Here is a 17,715-nt window from a genome sequence, read left to right on the forward strand (position 1 = left end):
CCCCTAGCCCAGGGAATGCGCGGCCAGCGCAAAGGTCACCAGTCCCGTCTCGGCCCGCCGCTGCGGGCCGACGCGCATCTCGGTCACCGTGTCGAACTGCGTCATGCCCGACGCGGTCAGAAACGCCCGCAGATCAGTGCCCGGGAAAGGCGTGTCCATGCGCATGAAGGATCCCCGCGCGCCGTCCAGAAGGCGCGCGGTCATCGCGACGGCCATCCGTTCATCCTCTGCAACCAGAGGGCCGATCACCTGCCCCTTGCCGAACGGCCGCACCAGCGCAAAGCCGCAGGGCTGGCCCGCGCAAAGCGCGATCAGCCCGTGCCCCGCCTGCATCAGGGCGGCAAGGATCGGGCCGCGATCCGCGCCGTAGGCATGGGCGTCCATCGCCTCGATGGCGGCGCGGTCCTGCGGGGTGATCTGGCGGATCTCGACCCCGGGCAGCGGATCCGGGACGGGCACGTCGCCGACCAGCCCCTGATGCTGCCAGACCTTGCCGACATCAAGAAACCCCTCCTCACGATAGAGCCGGTAGCCCGAGCGCGTCGCGTTCAGGCGCATGTCGCGCCCCGCGCAGTCGCGCATGATGGTGCGCAGCAGGAACCGCCCGCCCCCCCGGGCCTGCAGGCGCGGCGGCGTGACCATCATGCCCAGAAGCGCAAAATCCGCGCCCATGGGGAAATGCATGGCCGACCCGACGGGGCGCCCGATCTCGTCCAGCGCAAGATAGCCCTCGCCCTGCCGGATCAGGAAATCGAGGTCGCTGTTGCGATGCGGCCAGCGCACGCTGACCGTCAGTTCGTGCAGGAATGGCCGCAGCTGCTGGGTGATCGGCACCACCTGCACCTCGAAACTGTCAAGCTGAAGCACGTGATCCTGCGACGCGGCGTCAGCGCCCGCCGCCCCTCTCGCATCTTCGCTCATCTGTGCCTCCTGTCGATGCGTCCGTCCCCGCGCCCGGCGGGTGTCGCGCGCAGGTTCGCCCAAATCCGTTCCCGGCGCGAGACCGGATCTGCACGGAACCCTGTGCCATTTTGGCCAAGACCGGTGCCCGATCCCGGCAGCGCGCGGCGCGATCCGGCGGTCGGCGCGCGCCGTCCGGACAGATGCCCCGTGGTGGCCGCAGGGGCACCCGCCGCCGCCATGATGGCGCGCGGCGCGGTCATGATCCCGGGCCTGACGCGCCAAACACGCGGGCCAGATCGGCAAGGCCCCAGTTTCCGCCCGTCAGGATCGCGCAGACCGTTTCATTTGGCCGGACGCTGACCGCGCCCCCCAGCAGCGCCCCGATCGCGATGGCGGCGGCGGGTTCGGCGATCAGCTTGGCATCACTGGCCAGCGCCTTCATGCCCGCCACGATGTCCTCTTCGCCGACCAGCACGATCTCGTCGACATGGCGCTCGATGATCGGCCAAGGGTTGCGGCCGGGCACGCTGATCCGCAGGCCGTCCGCGATCGTGTCGCGCAGCGGCAGCGACACCCGCTGCCCCTCTGCCCGGCTGCGGTGATATTTCGGCGTCAGCGCAGGCTCGCACCCCACGACCCGCACCTCGGGCCGCAGCGCCTTGATCGCCGTGGCCACGCCGGAGATGAGCCCGCCGCCGCCAAGCGGCACCAGCACGGTCTCGACCTCGGACAGATCTTCGAGGATTTCGCAGCCGATGGTTCCCTGCCCCGCCATCACGCGCGGATCCTCGAACCCGTGGATGACCTCGTAGCCGTTTTCGGCGGCGATGCGGTAGACCTCGCGCCAGCGGGCGGCGTTGTCGCCGTCAAACAGGATGACCTCGGCACCAAGCGCGCGGGTATTCTCGACCTTCAGCGCAGGCGTGCCCACCGGCAGGACCAGCAGCACCTTCGTGCCCAGCATCCGCGCGGCATAGGACAGGCCCTGCGCGTGATTGCCCGACGAGGAGGAGATGAAGCCGCGCGCGATCTGTTCCGGGCTCAGCTGCAGCACCGTGTTCAGCGCGCCGCGCAGCTTGAACGCGCCGGTGATCTGCAGCGTCTCGGGCTTGAGATAAAGCCTGCAGCCCGCCGCAGGCTCGATCCGGTCCGCGCGCAGGATCGGGGTCCGGCGGATATGGGGGGCGATGCGCGTCCGCGCCGCCAGAATGTCCTGAAGCGTCGGCGCTTCTGTCAGGTCCGGTTGCATCCGTCAGCTGTCCTGCCCGAGAAAATCAAAAAGAGTGCCGATGCCCTGCGCCCGGGCCCGCGACAGGAGTGCGGAGGCGGTGGCCGTGTCCTGAATGGCCATGCCGGTGCTGTCGAAGATCGTGATCTGCGCGTCATCGCTGCGTCCGGGCTGCTGGCCCAGCAGGATCTCGCCCAGTTCGGTCTGCGGCCCCTCGGCCGTGCCATGGCGGAGGGCGTGCTGCAGATCGCCCTTGGCCGCGCATTGGGCGAAACTGTCGACCACGATGCGCGCGCCGCGGAAAAGTTCGGGGTCCAGTTCCTGCTTGCCAGCCTGATCGGCGCCGACGGCGATGACATGGGTGCCGGGCCGCACCCAGCCCGCTTGGACGACAACGCCCGTCGCGCGGGTGGTGGTAATCAGGATGTCGGCAGCCTCGGCCACCTCCTGCGGGCTGCCCGGCAGGACGGTCAGGCCGAAGGCCTCCTGCAACTCGGCGCAGAATGACGCGAGCCCCTCAGCGCTGCGGCTGGCGGCGTGCACCGTCTCGATCTGCAGCACCTCGCGCAGGGCGCGGATCTGCATGCGCGCCTGCGTGCCGGTGCCGATCACCCCGACCCGGCGCGCATCGCGGCGCGCCAGCGCCCGGGCCGACACCGCCCCCGCCGCGCCGGTGCGGTAGCCGGTCAGCAGGCTGCCATCCATCGCGCAGACGAGCGCGCCATTGCGGGCATCGAACAGCAGGACCGTGCCCATCCCGTTCGGCAGCCCGAACTGCGCAGGGTTGTCGCGGAACCCGCCGGAGGACGCCTTGAGCGAGACCATCTGCCCCGCCCGGTCAAGCGCGGCCTTGAAATCGATCTCCGCGCCCTTGGGCTGCAGGTGCAGCCCCATATAACCCGGCTGCGCGACCTGATCCGAATTGAAGGCGCGGAAGGCCGCCTCCACCGCCGTGATGACATCCGTCATCCGCAGCAGCTGGCGCACCTGTGCCTTGGTCAGAAGCAGCGTTGCCATGGCCGCCCCCTACCGTATCGCCCGCGACAGCGCGAGACGGTCCTGCAGCGCAAAGCCCTTGATGATCGCGGGCATGAACCATGGCTTGCCGTTGAAGAACGGCACGGCGGCGGGCGGGCGCATGTCGAAGGCACTGGGCTCCTCGACCCGTTCGCCCAACAGCCGCTGCGCCGCGCGCCGGCCCAGCCACGGTGCCCAGACCACGCCAGAGCCGCAGAAGCCGCTGGCATAAAGCACGCCGTCCTTTTCGAACATCCGGGGCAGCATGTCGCGGTTCATCGCCACATTGCCGAACCAGCTATGCGTGTAGCCGACATCGCGCAGCTCGGGGAAAAGCTCGGTCAGGCCCGCGCGCAGGCGCAGCATCGGCTCCACCGGATCGCCTGCAAAGCTGCTGTCGCGCCCGCCCAGCAGGATCGCGCTGCCGTCCGGCGTGGGCCGGTAGTAGAAGCCCAACTGCCTGTTCTCGCTCATCATCATGCGCTTGGGCATCAGGCGGTTCATCAGATCCGCGGGCAGCGGGTCGGTCACGATGATCCGGCTGCGGACCGGCACCAGACGGCGGCGCAGGAAGGGCGCCGCGCCGTCGGTATAGCCGTTGGTGCAAACCAGCACCTGCCGCGCGGCGATCTTGCCCGCGCGGGTCGTCACCTCGAACCCGGCGCCGTCGCGGGTGATGGCGGTCACCGGCGTGTGGGAATGCACCGCCACCCCCGCCGCCAGCGCGACGCGCAGCAGGCCCGCATGGAACTTTGCCGGGTGCAGCCCGCCGATATCCATCCGCGCGACCCCGCCCCGGTAGAATTCCGTGCCGATATAGTCGCGCTGCTCGCCATGGGGCACGGCATAGGTGTCGATCTGCAGCCGCTTGGCCAGCGTCTCGGCGGCGCGGGCCATCACGTCATACTGGTCAAAGCCCAAGGCGCCGCGAAACGCGCCGGTCAGGCGGAAATCGCAGTCGATCTCTTCGGTTTTCAGGAAGTCATACAGGAATTCGCGCGCGCGCTTGCCCTCGGCCTCGATGGCGAGCGCGGTCTTTTCGCCGAACCTGCGGGTCAGCTTGGCAAAGCCCGGCCGGATGCTGCCCGAGGTGATGCCACCATTGCGGGACGACGCGCCCTCGCCCGGGTTCATCGCGTCGAAGACCGCAACCGAGCGGCCCGCCCGCGCCAGCGTCAGCCCGGCGGAGAGCCCGGCATATCCGGCGCCGAGGATGACCACGTCGACCTGTTTCTGCAGCGGCTGTTCGGGCAGCGGGCGGACCGGCGCCGCCTCCCACCAGTAGGGGGTCGATTTGCGGGCGCGTTGCGTCGCGTCGGTCATGGGGCGTTCCTTCACAGAGTGTCGTTGCGCACGTCGAGCGCATCGCGCAGCCCGTCGCCGATGAAGTTGAAACTGGTCACCGCGATGGTGATCGCCGCGCCCGGGATGATGGCAAGCCAAGGCGCCGTGCCCAGATATTGCTGCGCGCCGTTCAGCATGTTGCCCCAGCTGGGCAGCGGCGGCTGGATGCCGAAGCCGAGGAAGCTGACATAGGCTTCGAGCAGGATCGCGCGGGCGACGGTCAGCGTGGCGGCCACGATGATCGGGCCCATGGCGTTCGGCAGGATCTCGCGGAACATGATATGCGTGCGGCTGAGGCCCAGCATCCGGCCTGCCATCACGAATTCCCGCTCCTTGAGCGAGCGGACCTCGGCCTCGACGATGCGGGCGACCTCCATCCAGCCGGTCAGGGCGATGATGAGGGTGATCATCACTGGCGTGGGCTGCAGCGCGACCGCCAGCGCCAGCAGCAGAAAGATCGTCGGGAAGGACAGGAACCCGTCCACCGTCCGCATCAGCACCGCGTTGACCCAGCCGCCGCTATAGCCCGCGATGACGCCGACCAGCGTGCCCAGAAGCGTCGCCAGCAGCATCGCGAAGAAGCCCACCATCAGCGAGATGCGGCCCGCCATCAGCAGCCGTGCCGCGATGTCGCGCCCCAGCGGGTCGGTGCCAAGGTAGTGATCCCCGGTCAGGGGCGCTGAAAAGCGCGCCCGCAGATCGACGTAAAGCGAATCGTAGGGCAGCAGCGCCGGCCCGAAGATGCAGGCCAGCGTCAGCAGGGTGATCATGGCGAGCCCCAGAAGCGCCAGCCAGTTGCGGGTGAAGCGCCGCACGACGCGGCTCTGCCACCAGCGCGTTTGGGGAGGGAGGGATGCCGTCATCGCGGTCATGGTGCAGCCTTTCGTTTCCCGGTGCCGGCCATCAGGCAAGGCGGATGCGCGGATCGACCAATGCCACGGTGACATCGGCGATGAAGTTGGCGACAATCGTCAGGATGGCCGAGAACATCAGCAGGCCCATCACCACCGGATAGTCGCTGTAGCTCAGGCTATCGAGGAACAGCCGCCCCATGCCGGGCCAGCTGAACACGGTTTCGGTCACCAGCGCGCCGGTCAGCAGCGAGGGCACCTGCACGCCCGCCAGACTGATCATCGGCAGCAGCGCGTTGCCCACGACATGTTTCATGACGACGCGCCGTTCGGGCACGCCCTTGGCCCGCGCCGTCTTGACGAATTCCTGACTGATCGCGTCCAGCGTGGCCGAGCGCATGAAGCGGCTCCAGATCGCGATATGGACCAGCGCCAGCACGACAGAGGGCATGATGAGATGGTGCAGCATGTTCAGCAGTGACCCGTCGCCGATCGTATACATGTTGCCCGAGGGCAGCCAGCCAAGCCGCAGCGAGAAGACGTAGATGCCGATCAGGCCGAACCAGAAGGTCGGGATCGACAGCGCGATCATCGCCCCGACCGTCGACATGTAATCCAGCACCGAGTTGCGATGCGTCGCGCCCCGGATGCCGATCCAAGTGCCGACCCCCACCGCGATGACCGTGGACGATCCCATCAGCAGCAGCGTCGCGGGAACATGGCGGGCGATCACGGTCAGCACCGCGTTGCCGTCGCGATAGGACGTGCCCCAGTCCCCCTGCACCATGCGCGAGGCCCATTCGAGGTATTGCACGTAAAGCGGCCGGTCGAGGCCCATCTGCGCGGCGATCCGCAGACGGTCGGCCTCGGTCATGCCGGGATCAAGCGCGTATTGCGCCAAGGGGCCGCCCGGGATCAGGTTCAGCACCGTGAAGCCGATGATCGAGACGATCCCCAGCAGCACGATGCTTTGCAGCAGGCGTCTGAGCAGGAATGCAGCCATGTTCCCCTCCTTGCGGGACTAGCGGGCGCGCCGTCGCCAGCGCAGGCTGCCCGCGCGCGACGCGCGGGCAGCGGCGGTCGTCAGCTCCAGTACCAGCTGGCGGCGTTCCACGTTTCGCTGCGGGTGTTGGTGTTGGGCACGAACCCCTCCAGCCCCGCCTTGCGGCCATAGACCTGCGTGTAGGAGAACAGCGGCAGGAACGGCAGCTCGCCGCGGATGATCTCCTGCGCCTCGCGGTAGATGGCCTTGCGCTCTTCGGGATCGAAGGTGCGGGCGCCTTTTTCGAGCAGCGCATCCACCTCGGGGTTGGAATACTGGCCGGTGTTCGAGCCGTTTCCGCCCTGCGCCGCAATGGCATCGGTGTGGAAGCGGTTGGTGACGTCCGGATCGGCGGCGATCAGGTAGGTGATGCCCACCATGACCGTGTCGAACTGCGACAGGACCCAGTGATCGCCCCACATCACGGCGGCGGGCATGTTCTCGATGTTCATCCGCACGCCGATCTCGGCGAAGGTCTGCTGGACGAACTGCTGGGTCTGCTCGCGCAGATGCGCGCCGGTCGTGGTCGAGTTGGTGAATTCCAGCCGCACGCCGTCCTTCTCGCGCACGCCGTCAGAACCGGGCATCCAGCCCGCCTCGTCAAGGATCTCGCGGGCGCGGTCCAGATTGAACTCCTGCGACGGCAGGCCATCGTGATAATACATGGACTGCGGCGGCATGAAGGTTTCCGTCGCCTTGGGCAGGCCGTAATAAAGCACGTCGATGATCGAGGCGCGGTCGAGCGCGTGATAAAGCGCCTGACGCACGGCCGGATCCTGAAACTGCGGCCGCTCGAGGTTGAGGTAGATCGACTCGACCGATGGCGCCGGCACCAGATCGACCTGACGGTCCGGCAGGGCTTGGGCCGCCTCGTAATTGTCCTGCGTGATGTAGGACCGGCCCACCACGTCGATGGATCCGCTCTGGAACTGCGTGAACAGCACCGTCATGTCGGGGATGTAGCGGAAGATCAGCTCTTCGATATACGGCCCGTCGCCGTGATAGTCGGGATTGGCGACGAGGGTCAGGTTGTCGCCCGCGGTCCGTTCACCCCATTTGAAGGCACCGGTGCCGACCGGCTGAAGGTTGAAGGGCGCCTCGTTCGGATTCCCCGCTGCGGCGAGGATATGCGCGGGCACGATGAAGGTTTCGGTCAGGAAGGACAGGTAGGGCGCGAAGGGCTCTTCCATCCGCCAGCTGATCTCGGTCGGGGAGACAACCGTGATGTCGCGCACCAGATCGTGGCCGCTGGTGCGCCATGCGCGGAAGTCGGGATCGACGATCAGCTCCAGCGTGAATTTCACGTCCTCGGCGGTGAACGGCTCGCCATCGTGCCATTTCACATCCTCGCGCAGGCGGACGCGCCATTCCAGCCCGTCTTCGGAAATGCCGCCGTTTTCCAGCGTCGGCACTTCGGTCGCGAGGTTGGGCACGATCTCGCCCGTCGCGTCGATGCGAAACAGCGCGTCGAAGATCGAGAAATGCACGTTGTCGTCCACCTCGATCTTGGGCATCAGCGGGTTGAAGACGGTGGGCTCCTGCGACAGGCCGACGATCACGCGCCCCGTGGGGCTGTCGGGCGGCGTCTGCGCAAAGGCGGGCCTGCCCAGAAGGTTGGGTGTGAACAGCGCGGCGGCGCCTGCCCCCATCATGCCAAGCGCGTGGCGCCGTGAAAGCTGGGTCTTGAGGTCCTTGGTCATCTTGTCGGCTCCCATGTTGTTAGGCGTTTGTTGTCGTTGTCAGGTCAGTGCCACCGCGGTCGCGCCGCGCTGGAAATCCTCTCCCGGAATGGCGGCCACCAGTTCGCGCGTGTAGTCCGAGCGGGGGGACATGAAGATCTGCGAGGGCGGCCCGTGTTCGACGATGCGGCCCTTGTGCATGACCGCGATCTCGTCGCAGATCTGGCTGGCCACGCGCAGATCATGCGTGATGAAGACCATGGAGACGCCGGTCTCGCGCTGGATGCGCTCCAGCAGTTCGAGGATCTGCGCCTGAATCGACACGTCGAGCGCCGAGACCGCCTCGTCCGCGACCAGAAGGCGCGGCCGGAACATCAACGCGCGGGCGATGCCGATGCGCTGGCGCTGCCCGCCCGAAAATTCGTGCGGATAGCGCCCGAAGGCCCCCCGATCGAGTCCCACGAGCTGCAGCATCTCATGCGCCTGCGCGCGGGCATCGCTGGCCTTCACCCCATAGGCCATGGGCCCCACGGTCAGGATCGTGCCGACCGTCATGCGCGGATTGAGCGAGGCGAAGGGATCCTGAAAGATCATCTGGATCTTCTGGCGGAAGCTGCGGAACTTGGGTTCAGGCAGCGGCGCGATGTCCTCGCCCTCGAACAGGATCTGGCCGCTATCGGCCTCCATCAGCCGGACCAGCAGCCGCCCAAGCGAGGATTTGCCCGACCCGCTTTCGCCCACGATCCCCAGCGTGCTGCCGCGCGCCAGCCGGAACGAGACGTCCTGCACCGCTGGCACGACCCGGCGGGTGCGCAGAAGCGCGCTGCCGCTGGCATAGGTCTTCACGAGGTTCCGGACCTCCAGCACCGGCGCCTCCTCTGCGCCTGCGGGCTTGGGCCGGTCGTCGCCGCGCAGATGGGGCACCGCCGCGATCAGCCGCTGCGTATATTCGTGACGCGGCGCGCGAAGCACCCGGTCGGCGGGGCCTTCCTCGACGACATGGCCCTTTTCCATCACCACCACGCTGTCGGCGATCTCGGCGACGACGCCGAAATCATGGGTGATGAACATCACGCTCATGCCCTTGCGGCGCTGGATGTCGCGGATCAGCGTCAGGATCTGCGCCTGCGTGGTCACGTCAAGCGCGGTGGTCGGCTCGTCCGCGATCAGGATCGTCGGCTCCAGCGCCAGCGCCATCGCGATCATCACCCGCTGGCGCTGCCCGCCGGACAGGCGGAACGGATACTGATGATACATCAGCGCGGGGTCGGGCAGCCCCACTTCCTGCAGCAGCGCGATCGTGCTGGTCCGGCGCGTGTCGGGGGTGCCGATCCCATGGGCGGCCATCGCCTCGTCGACCTGCGCGCCGACCGTCATCAGCGGGTTCAGCGCCGAGAGCGGATCCTGAAAGATCATCGAGACGACCCGCCCGCGCAGATCGCGCAGATCTTCGGCACCCATGCCGATGACCTCGCGCCCCTCCAGCGTGATCGACCCGGCGGTAGTCTTCATCGCCCGCGGCAAAAGCCCCAGAAGCGTGTTCGCGGTCACCGACTTGCCGGACCCGGATTCGCCCACCACGCAGAGGATCTGGCCGCGACGCAGGTCGAAGGACACGTCCTCCACGGCGAAGCGGCGCTCCATGCTTTTTGGCAGCGCGATGGTCAGGCCGCGGACGGACAGCGCGATCTCTGCGCCAGTCTCGGGGGCGGGGGCGGGGGCGGGGGTGGCAGGGGGGAGGATCCCGGGCCGGGTCATCATGCGGTCCGCTCCGGCTTGGATCCTGCGGGGCGAGGCTGGGTGTGGGTGATCTCGTTCATTGGGCTGACACTCCGCTGAAGAGGAAAGGGCCGCGCCTTGGGGCTGCCCGCCTCTCATGCTTGACCCGCCAGGGGCGGACATCCTGTCGAATCCGCCGATCCTGCGGCAGGATCGACCGTAATGCGACGTGACGATGGCATATGCTGCCGCGCCGACCGGTCAGTCGTAGACGCACACATAGATCTTGCGGACGGTCTCGATCGTGCGCCAGACGCCGACGAAGCCGGGCTTCATCACGAAGCTGTCGCCCGGCCCGAAGGCCTGCGTCGCGCCGTCCGTCTCCTCGATCTCGATCCGGCCCGACAGGATGTGGCAGTATTCGAACATCGTGCCCTTGATCGAATGCGTCTCGCCCGGCGTCGCCTCCCACACCCCGGTCAGGACCTTCTCCCCGCGCGAGGCATCCTGCGGCCAGGACTTGAAGCTGGGCGTGCCCGAGATCAGACGCTCGGGCGCGGCCTGCGACTCCTTGGGGACGAAGCTGGGATTCGGATCAATGGTGATCAGGTTCGACATGCTGCGGGGCTCCTGCTGGGGATGGCCGCCATTTGGCTGCGGCCTTGTTGTTCTGGCTCAAGCCTCGCCCTTTGGCCGAGGCGTTCGGTGCCGAATCCGCGCGGCAGGCAGCCGATGATGGCGATGTGGGGGCCTGACGCGGCGCAATCTGCGGTCAGGACGCTGCGGGCGCGTAAAAGCCAAGGATGGATTTCACCTCGAGATATTCCAGCAGCCCCTCGCGCCCGTATTCGCGGCCATTGCCCGACTGCTTGTAGCCGCCAAAGGGCGCGTGCGGATCCCATGCGGGATAGTTCAGATGCACCTGCCCCGCACGGATGCGCCCCGCGACGGCCCGCGCCTGCGCGGGGTCGGTGCCCTGCACATGCGCGCCAAGGCCGAAGCGTGTGTCATTGGCGATGCGCACGGCCTCGTCCACATCGTCATAGGGGATCAGGCACAGGACGGGGCCGAAGATCTCCTCCTGCGCGATGCGCATGTCGGTGCGGACGTCCGAAAAGACCGTGGGCCGGACGAAGAACCCGGTCTCCCGCCCGTCCGGCCGCCCGGGGCCGCCGGTGACAAGGCGCGCGCCCTCGTCGATGCCGACGCCGATCAAGGTCTGGATGCGGTCGAACTGCGCGCGGTTGGCGATGGCGCCATGCGTCGCCTTTGGGTCGAAGGGATCGCCGACCACGATCTGTGCCGCAGCCTCCCGCGCCAGATCCTCGACCTGCGGCAGCGCGGCGCGCGGCACGATCATCCGGGTCGGCGCGCTGCAGGACTGCCCCAGATTGCGCATGGCCGCCGCCACGCCCGGCGGCACCGCGCGCGCAAGATCGGCATCCGGAAGGAGGATATTGGGCGACTTGCCGCCCAGCTCCTGCGTCACGCGCTTGAGGGTCGGGGCGGCGGCGCGCGCGACCTCGATCCCGGCCCGCATGGAGCCGGTGATCGAGATCATGTCCACGCCGGGATGTGCTGCCAGCGCGGCGCCGACGCCGGGGCCGTCGCCCTGCACCAGATTGAAGACGCCGGGCGGACAGCCCGCCTCCGCGATCAGGTCGGCCAGCAGCAGCGCGCTGAGCGGCGCCAGCTCGGACGGTTTCAGCACCACGCAGCAGCCTGCGGCGAGGGCCGGGGCGAGCTTTGCGGTGATCTGGTAAAGCGGCCAGTTCCACGGGGTAATCAGCGCGCAGACGCCGATCGGCTCGTGCCGGATCGCGGTGGTCCCGCGTGGCGACTGGAACTCGAACCCCTCCAGAACCTCGCGCGCGGTCCGCACATGGGCCATGGCAAGCGGCACCTGAGCGCTCCGCGCATAGCTGCGCGCCGCCCCCATTTCGAGGCTCATGCACTCGGCCAGCGTCTCTGCCTGCGCGTCCATCAGCGTCTCGATCCGGCCCAGCAGGGCCGCGCGGGTGGCGGGGGCGCTGTCGCTCCAGCCCGGGAAGGCCGAAGTGGCCGCCGTCACCGCGCGGTCGGCATCGGCGGCAGTGCCCAGACGGATGCGGCAGAGCGCGGCCTCGGTCGCGGGGTTCACCACCTCGCAGGTGGCCTGCCCCTGCGGGGTGACCCAGTCACCGCCGATGAAGGCCCGCTCAAGCCTGCCGCGGCGCGCCAGCATGTCTACGATCTCGGTCATTTCTGGCCCCTTTTCTGTTTGATGTTCAGCACGGCAGATCGACGAGGATCTGGCCGTCCTGCTCCGTTGCCGGGTGGATCCGCAGCGCGCCGCAGCCTTCGGGGGCGTGATGCGGGCTGCCATCCGTCAGGTCGAATTCGGCGAAATGCAGCGGGCAGATCAGCCGCCCGCCGTCCACGAAGCCCTCGGACAGGGCGGCGACGGCATGGGGGCAGCGGTCGTCGGTCACATGAACGCGGCCGTTCTGGCGCGTGGCACAAAGCGGCCCGTGCCCCGGATGCGCGATCCGCACCAGCGCCCCCTCGGGCAGATCCTCCGCGGCGCAGAGGCGATGCCGCCTCCGCGCCACCGGCGCGACCGGGGCGGCTGCCGTGCTGGCGCGGGGGGCCTCCCTCATCCGCCGGGCGACGCGGTGGATCTGCTCGGGGCGGTCAAGGCCGATGGCGAAATGGCCGAAATCCCAGAACCCCTCGGCCTCGGTCACCAGCGGCGCCTCGGGCGACGGGCGGCCGATGATTTGCAACCGCCGCCCGAACTGCTCGGACCAGAAGCGCGGCGGTTCCGATGGAGGCGGGCTCAGGCCAAGGATATGGCGGGCGACGGCTTCGGCCTGCCGCTCGGCATTCTGCCAGGATTCGATCCGGCCCCCCGGCGGACGCGCCACGTCGCCGATGGCGAAGACCGCAGGATCGCGCGTGGCGCCGCTTTCGTCCGTGATGATCCCGTCGGCGCAGTCCAGCCCCGCCCGGCGGGCAATCCCGTCATTGGCCACCATGCCGATCGCGACCAGCAGGTGATCCGCGCTCAGATCCTGCCCGCCGCTGCGGCAGGCGATGCGGTCCGCGTGTTCTTCAAAGGCCGGATCCGCGCCAAAATGCAGCCGGACGCCGTTCGCGCGGTGCAGATCCGCAAGCGCATCAGCGACGATGCCGGGCAGCACCCGCGGGGCAAGCCTGTCGCCCCTGAGGAACAGGTCAACCTCGGCCCCGGCCCTCCGCGCCGCCGCGGCCAGTTCCATCCCGATCCAGCCTCCCCCGAGGATGAAAAGCCGCACCCCCGGCTGCAGCACCTGCCACAGGCGTTCCGCATCCTCGCGCAGGCGCAGCGCGTGCACCCGGCCATGGCCCCGGTTCAGGCCGGGCAGCCGCCGCGCGCGCCCGCCGGTCGCCAGAATGAGCGTGTCATAGGGGATGACCTCGCCCTCCGCCGTCTCAACCTGTCGTGCCTGCAGATCCAGCGCGGCGGCGGGAGTGCCGAGATCCACGGCGATCCCCGACCGCACCGCCTCCTCGGCGCCAAGGATCACTGCCGCCGGTGCTCCGGCCTTGGAGAGCGGCGGCCGTTCATAGGGCAGATGGCGTTCTTCGGCGAGGATCCGGATCGGTCCGGCATGGCCAAGCCGCCGCAGCGCCCGGGCGGAGGTCGCGCCCGCCTGCCCGCCGCCGACGATCACGACCCGCTTGGGCGGCGCCGCAAGGCGCAGCGTCGCCCCCAGCTCGATCACGCCTTCCTCAAGCACCTCGCAATAGATGCCGAAATTGCGTTCATACTGGCGGACAAGCGCGCGCAGGATGTCCGGATCCCGCGGAAGCTCGTCCGCTGGCAGCGTCGTGAATCCGCAGCGCCCGCAGGGCACCGTGCCGCGCAGCCGCATCCCGCCCAAGGTGAACTCCCGCCCCAGCAGCGCGTATTCCGGAATATCCCCGGCCAGATGCGGCAGATCGACCAGAAGATTGGGCCGGAACCGCCGCGCGTCGATCGCGCTGCCGGGCAGATGCCGGCGCAGGCTGTGCAGCGCCTGCTGGCTCAGCAGATGCAGCGGAGCCCGCCCGTAGCGCGGCCGGTCGGTGCCGTCATAGGCGCGCAGCTCGACCGCATGGCCAAAGACCTCGGTCAGCCGCTCAGCCGCAGCGGGCGCGGCCATCCACGCCCCGCCCCCCGCCTTGATCTCAAGGCGTCCGTCGACCAGACGCGCCGAGGCCAGCGGCGCCGCATTCCAGCGGGCATCCCGGGCCGGATAGATGTTCGCGCCAGTCTCCCGCGCGAAGATACCGCAGGCCCGGTCACCCTCGACACCCTCAGGGGTCAGACGCACCGAGGCCAGCCGTTCGCCCGCCAGCGAACTGACCGGATAGCGCCAGATCTCTGTCAGCTGCCCGACCTCCGCCGCGTCAGGCCGGGCCCTGCCGCCGGTCGCCCCGCTTTCGCGCATGATCCGCCTCTCCCGTCCTCGTCTGGTCAAGGACCAGACTACGCCATCCCCGCCATCGCATCCTGCCGAAAACAAGACGCTCGGCAGCGCAGCCTGCGCGCGACGCGGCAGCTTGCAGCAGATTGTGGCTCGATCCCGCACCGCACCGGTCGGCCCCCCTCGACAGGATCACGCTGCATCCGGAACCGGGGACGCCACGGCACCGCCCGGCCCAAGCGCCTGCCGGAAGATCACGAGGCACTCTGGACCGTGCAGGGCACGCCAGTGGCGGACGCGGCGGCCCTGATTTCGCTAGGTCAGGTTATCGGGAAGGCATCCAGATCGGCCATCTGTAGATGGCGAAGGAGCGTCGCGGCTTGGACGGCCGGATCGCCTTCGAAGATCGGCAGCAGCATCGGCTCCCAGACCGCCCCGAGCGGATCGATTACGGCACGTCGGCGGTTGGGCTAGCGCTGAAGCGGACCGGAACCCCGGCGAAGCCGATCACCAGGCAGAGCGCCAGCGCGAGACTGACGGCACCGCGCAAAGCCGGGTCACCTGCATTGGATTTGAGGGTGTCGATGTCCTCCGCCGCGTAGGACAGCACAGCTGAGCGGTATTTCAGGGCTCCGGGCGCGAGCCGGATCGCGCCGCGCGCCATTGCGGGATTGCCGCGCAGGATCTCCGGAGGCGGTTCGCGGCGGAAAAGGCGCGGCCCGGACCGACTGGCCCGCGGCTCTGGCCGCCCCGGCAATGGCGGCGCGCTCGGCGGCGGTGACGTAAAGCGCATCCCAGCGGAAACGCATGTCGGCAGCGGATTTGCGGGGGCGGGCCATGAAGCCTCCATCAAAAGGTTTTACCCCGGCGGTCCGAGGTGTCTTGCTCTGCAGATGTTGCTTCGCCCCTGCACCTGCACGTCTTTCTGTTGCACCGGTTCTGCATCACGGAGGCATCGTGCAGCATCACGGAGCCACCAGGGCTGGTACAACAGAGGAGGCACCCTGCAGGACGGGTGCAGCGTCGGCGGCGATCCGTGCTGGGCTGGGCGGTCTCCCTGCATTGGTGTTGCCCCCCAAACTGGCGCCCAGCATAAGGCCGACTCGTGAGAACACGAAATCATAATAAATTCAGCAGCTTATATCGGTTTGGGGCTGAATTTTCCGCCTGCATGCACAGATACATTCTGAGCATACACAAGAGCGAGCCGCCGATGTCCCAGCCCCCGATGCCGCCGCTGAGCGAGCGGCTCATCGCCCAGGCCGAAGCCCTTTCTCCGGACTGGCCCGTCCCGCTGGTTTTTCGGATTGTCGAACTGCGGCGGGTACTGAGTCAGCTGAAGCTGAGTGGATTTAGCTGGGGGATGCTTGCCAGGCTGCTGGCGGAGGAGGGACTGCACATCTCGCCCGGAAGGCGGACGTCGAAGCTTTCCTGAGTGGTCTGCGCCATGCCTGGAAGGAAGGTGAGGTCAGGCCCACGTCGCGAAAAAAACCGTTTGCCCCCGCGGGCGCCGCCGCCCCGATCCGCTGGCCAAGGTCACCGACGAGCTCAAGGCGTGGTTCCACGAAGATCCGTCACAAACCGGGCGCGAGCTCCTGGGCAGGCTTCAGGCGGCTCATCCGGATGATTATCCTGACGGGTTGATCCGCACGGTGCAGCGTCGCGTGAAAATCTGGAGAGGAGACATGGCCAGGGTACTGGTGTTCGGCGTCAACCGGCACGCCCACCCGCCGATGACCCCTGACGCGCTGCGCGATATGGAGGCTTCGCGCGACAGGGGTCATCGGGAACCAGCCGAGCCTGACATCGACGGGAGCAAGAATCCCGAGGAACAAATGGCTGAGGCAACGACATGATCCCACAGGAACATCTCTGGATGCGGCAATACGGCGTCTCATCCAGATTGTCGCGCTATACTGGCGACCGGCGCAAAACCTCCCTTCGCCGCGACAACACCGAACACCGAGGCCGCGTGCTTGCCCAGGGCACGCCCAATCGCGCTGAGCGTCTCCCCTGCCTTCCAACGCCGCCAGAGTTCAGCCTTCTGTTCGTGCGACAAGCCAGGGCGACCGGTTCGTGCCATCGTGGGTCCTTTCAGAACATCTCAAAGCAATGATGTTGCGCTGACCGGTTGAACCCACCGTGGCTTTTTTTAGGATGTCCCTCTCCTCCTTGAGAGCGCGGATCTCGCGCCGAAGCCGTTCGTTCTCCCGCGCCAGCTCGCGGTCCTCGGCCGAGACCACACCCGTGTCCCGATATGCGTTCACCCACTTGTTCAAGGTCGACAAGCCGACCCCCAAATCATCCGCGACCTGACGCCGCGAAAGCCCACTGGTCAGCGCGATCCGCACCGCATCCTTGCGAAATTCATCCGTCCTGCCTGTGCCCATGGTTCATCTCCTTTGCTGCACATTACGTGATCAAAGAAGCGGCACCAAACCTTGACAGGTCCAGAACAGCCTAAGCTTGGCGCCCTAATGGACTGCTCCCGCGACGACGTGCTGGCTTACATGTTGTTTCCCGGGAGCACTGGCCTCCAATCCCCTCCACCAATCCGCTCGAGCGGGTAATCCGCGAGGTGAAGCCGCGCGCCGATGTCATCATGGGCAGTCTTCATTGGCGCAACAGCTGACCACCTGGTTCGAAAACGCGCGACCACTTCTCATGTCAGTGACCATGTGTCGGGATGCTGCCGTCAGGAAAAATCCGGATTTTCCCGGCGCTCAACGACGCGACTACGTTCGATTTCCCCCGCGCCACGCCTCGAGGCGGCGCCGTTGTCGTGGCCATGTCGGAATAATGTGGATAACCCTGCCTTCTGGTACACCGGAGACCAGCCCTGCTATCGCCCTCATCGAGCGTCTCGGTCAAAATTGCAGTCGGAGACAATGATGATAGAAGGATGCTCCCATGCCCAAGTTTCAAATCCGTGAGGCGACCAACCGTTCCGTCGCGATCCATGTACATTTCGAAGAATACGAGAAGTCGATCTTCACCTCCGCGCAGTGGTGCGCGCGCGAAGAGACCTGGACCGTCCGTTGGCAGTCGCGCGAAACCATCGCAGGTTGGCTCCGGAACGCCGGTTTGGAGAAGGAAGGCCTCGGCGAATACGACATCGAGTGCCTCCGGAACAGCCTTGTCAGCCCGCATCTGCTGACGGAAGGCGGAGACGAGGTTCTGGATGAGATTGAACGCATCACCGATGTGCCATCCCACCAGATGGAGTGGCTGTTAAATGATCTGTCCCGCTGGGCAGCAGACACCGAAGAGGGTCTGGCCGAAAACGCCTTGAAGTGTCCGCCTGAAGAAGCGCAGCAACTTGTGAAATCGCTACTGAGAAACGCCCTAGAGATCACCGTCGCGATGATCGACGGTGAGGTGAACCTGGAGTTCGAGGGGACGCCGGTCGATCCGGTGACCCAACTTCGTCTGAACTGATCTACCCGTCTTCGGGCGCCCGTTCTGCCAAAAAGGAGAATGTTCCGCGTGACCGCGACCTGGT

15 protein-coding genes and 3 pseudogenes are annotated in these 17,715 nt (G+C 67.5%); 4 read left to right on the forward strand and 14 right to left on the reverse strand.

Features of this window, described 5'->3' with window-relative positions; genetic code table 11:
• Positions 1-3: 3 nt before the first annotated feature.
• The 12 genes from VK682_RS11770 to VK682_RS11825 all read right to left on the reverse strand — a co-directional run bounded on the left by VK682_RS11770 (position 4) and on the right by VK682_RS11825 (position 14,877).
• Positions 4-921, reverse strand: coding sequence for an N-acetyltransferase (locus VK682_RS11770; protein ID WP_324781956.1), 918 nt, complete (start codon positions 919-921; stop codon positions 4-6).
• Positions 922-1,159: 238 nt separating this feature from the next.
• Positions 1,160-2,152, reverse strand: coding sequence for a threonine ammonia-lyase (locus VK682_RS11775; protein WP_324781957.1), 993 nt, complete (start codon positions 2,150-2,152; stop codon positions 1,160-1,162).
• Between the two features lie 3 nt (positions 2,153-2,155).
• On the reverse strand, positions 2,156-3,148 hold the full coding sequence (locus tag VK682_RS11780) for an ornithine cyclodeaminase family protein (protein ID WP_324781958.1): 993 nt from the start codon (positions 3,146-3,148) through the stop codon (positions 2,156-2,158).
• A gap of 9 nt (positions 3,149-3,157) precedes the next feature.
• Positions 3,158-4,471 carry an NAD(P)/FAD-dependent oxidoreductase gene (locus VK682_RS11785; protein WP_324781959.1) on the reverse strand — a complete coding sequence of 438 codons (1,314 nt, stop codon included), beginning with the start codon at positions 4,469-4,471 and terminating at the stop codon, positions 3,158-3,160.
• Between the two features lie 11 nt (positions 4,472-4,482).
• Positions 4,483-5,355, reverse strand: a complete 873-nt coding sequence (locus tag VK682_RS11790; protein WP_207543616.1) for an ABC transporter permease — start codon at positions 5,353-5,355, stop codon at positions 4,483-4,485.
• A gap of 40 nt (positions 5,356-5,395) precedes the next feature.
• Positions 5,396-6,346 carry an ABC transporter permease gene (locus tag VK682_RS11795; RefSeq protein ID WP_324781960.1) on the reverse strand — a complete coding sequence of 317 codons (951 nt, stop codon included), beginning with the start codon at positions 6,344-6,346 and terminating at the stop codon, positions 5,396-5,398.
• Positions 6,347-6,426: 80 nt separating this feature from the next.
• Positions 6,427-8,085, reverse strand: a complete 1,659-nt coding sequence (locus tag VK682_RS11800; RefSeq protein ID WP_324781962.1) for a peptide ABC transporter substrate-binding protein — start codon at positions 8,083-8,085, stop codon at positions 6,427-6,429.
• A 39-nt stretch (positions 8,086-8,124) separates the two neighbouring features.
• Positions 8,125-9,708 carry a dipeptide ABC transporter ATP-binding protein gene (locus VK682_RS11805; protein WP_324782006.1) on the reverse strand — a complete coding sequence of 528 codons (1,584 nt, stop codon included), beginning with the start codon at positions 9,706-9,708 and terminating at the stop codon, positions 8,125-8,127.
• 336 nt (positions 9,709-10,044) lie between these two features.
• The gene (locus VK682_RS11810; protein WP_324781963.1) at positions 10,045-10,401 is read right to left on the reverse strand and encodes a cupin domain-containing protein; all 357 of its coding nucleotides are present in this window, start codon (positions 10,399-10,401) and stop codon (positions 10,045-10,047) included.
• Between the two features lie 154 nt (positions 10,402-10,555).
• Positions 10,556-12,025: an aldehyde dehydrogenase family protein gene (locus VK682_RS11815; RefSeq protein WP_324781964.1), complete on the reverse strand. Its 1,470-nt coding sequence runs from the start codon at positions 12,023-12,025 to the stop codon at positions 10,556-10,558.
• Between the two features lie 25 nt (positions 12,026-12,050).
• Positions 12,051-14,237, reverse strand: a complete 2,187-nt coding sequence (locus VK682_RS11820; protein ID WP_324781965.1) for an FAD-dependent oxidoreductase — start codon at positions 14,235-14,237, stop codon at positions 12,051-12,053.
• Between the two features lie 424 nt (positions 14,238-14,661).
• Entirely contained in the window at positions 14,662-14,877 is a 216-nt protein-coding gene (locus VK682_RS11825) for a hypothetical protein (RefSeq protein ID WP_324781966.1), read from the reverse strand.
• Between the two features lie 549 nt (positions 14,878-15,426).
• Here VK682_RS11825 and VK682_RS11830 point away from each other — a divergent pair.
• Positions 15,427-15,648: a hypothetical protein gene (locus VK682_RS11830; protein ID WP_324781967.1), complete on the forward strand. Its 222-nt coding sequence runs from the start codon at positions 15,427-15,429 to the stop codon at positions 15,646-15,648.
• 250 nt (positions 15,649-15,898) lie between these two features.
• Positions 15,899-16,069: a hypothetical protein gene (locus VK682_RS11835; RefSeq protein ID WP_324781968.1), complete on the forward strand. Its 171-nt coding sequence runs from the start codon at positions 15,899-15,901 to the stop codon at positions 16,067-16,069.
• Between the two features lie 68 nt (positions 16,070-16,137).
• On the opposite strand, the pseudogene VK682_RS27355 reads toward VK682_RS11835, so the two are convergent.
• Positions 16,138-16,296, reverse strand: a pseudogene (locus tag VK682_RS27355) (IS30 family transposase); the annotation flags it as partial.
• A 61-nt stretch (positions 16,297-16,357) separates the two neighbouring features.
• Positions 16,358-16,603, reverse strand: a pseudogene (locus VK682_RS11840) (transposase); the annotation flags it as partial.
• A gap of 63 nt (positions 16,604-16,666) precedes the next feature.
• Here VK682_RS11840 and VK682_RS11845 point away from each other — a divergent pair.
• Positions 16,667-16,815 (forward strand): annotated as a pseudogene (locus tag VK682_RS11845) (transposase); the annotation flags it as partial.
• 308 nt (positions 16,816-17,123) lie between these two features.
• Positions 17,124-17,651, forward strand: a complete 528-nt coding sequence (locus VK682_RS11850) for a hypothetical protein (protein WP_324781969.1) — start codon at positions 17,124-17,126, stop codon at positions 17,649-17,651.
• Positions 17,652-17,715: the final 64 nt, after the last annotated feature.

Origin of the sequence: Salipiger marinus, from assembly GCF_035481585.1 — a bacterium.
Taxonomy (GTDB): Bacteria; Pseudomonadota; Alphaproteobacteria; order Rhodobacterales; family Rhodobacteraceae; genus Salipiger; species Salipiger marinus.

Coding starts and splice junctions, on each gene's coding strand:
- VK682_RS11770 (WP_324781956.1), bottom strand. CDS start 921: ATGAGCGAAGATGCGAGAGGGGCGGCGGGCGCTGACGCCGCGTCGCAG.
- VK682_RS11775 (WP_324781957.1), bottom strand. CDS start 2,152: ATGCAACCGGACCTGACAGAAGCGCCGACGCTTCAGGACATTCTGGCG.
- VK682_RS11780 (WP_324781958.1), bottom strand. CDS start 3,148: ATGGCAACGCTGCTTCTGACCAAGGCACAGGTGCGCCAGCTGCTGCGG.
- VK682_RS11785 (WP_324781959.1), bottom strand. CDS start 4,471: ATGACCGACGCGACGCAACGCGCCCGCAAATCGACCCCCTACTGGTGG.
- VK682_RS11790 (WP_207543616.1), bottom strand. CDS start 5,355: ATGACGGCATCCCTCCCTCCCCAAACGCGCTGGTGGCAGAGCCGCGTC.
- VK682_RS11795 (WP_324781960.1), bottom strand. CDS start 6,346: ATGGCTGCATTCCTGCTCAGACGCCTGCTGCAAAGCATCGTGCTGCTG.
- VK682_RS11800 (WP_324781962.1), bottom strand. CDS start 8,085: ATGACCAAGGACCTCAAGACCCAGCTTTCACGGCGCCACGCGCTTGGC.
- VK682_RS11805 (WP_324782006.1), bottom strand. CDS start 9,708: ATGGAGCGCCGCTTCGCCGTGGAGGACGTGTCCTTCGACCTGCGTCGC.
- VK682_RS11810 (WP_324781963.1), bottom strand. CDS start 10,401: ATGTCGAACCTGATCACCATTGATCCGAATCCCAGCTTCGTCCCCAAG.
- VK682_RS11815 (WP_324781964.1), bottom strand. CDS start 12,025: ATGACCGAGATCGTAGACATGCTGGCGCGCCGCGGCAGGCTTGAGCGG.
- VK682_RS11820 (WP_324781965.1), bottom strand. CDS start 14,237: ATGCGCGAAAGCGGGGCGACCGGCGGCAGGGCCCGGCCTGACGCGGCG.
- VK682_RS11825 (WP_324781966.1), bottom strand. CDS start 14,877: ATGGCGCGCGGCGCGATCCGGCTCGCGCCCGGAGCCCTGAAATACCGC.
- VK682_RS11830 (WP_324781967.1), top strand. CDS start 15,427: ATGTCCCAGCCCCCGATGCCGCCGCTGAGCGAGCGGCTCATCGCCCAG.
- VK682_RS11835 (WP_324781968.1), top strand. CDS start 15,899: ATGGCCAGGGTACTGGTGTTCGGCGTCAACCGGCACGCCCACCCGCCG.
- VK682_RS11850 (WP_324781969.1), top strand. CDS start 17,124: ATGCCCAAGTTTCAAATCCGTGAGGCGACCAACCGTTCCGTCGCGATC.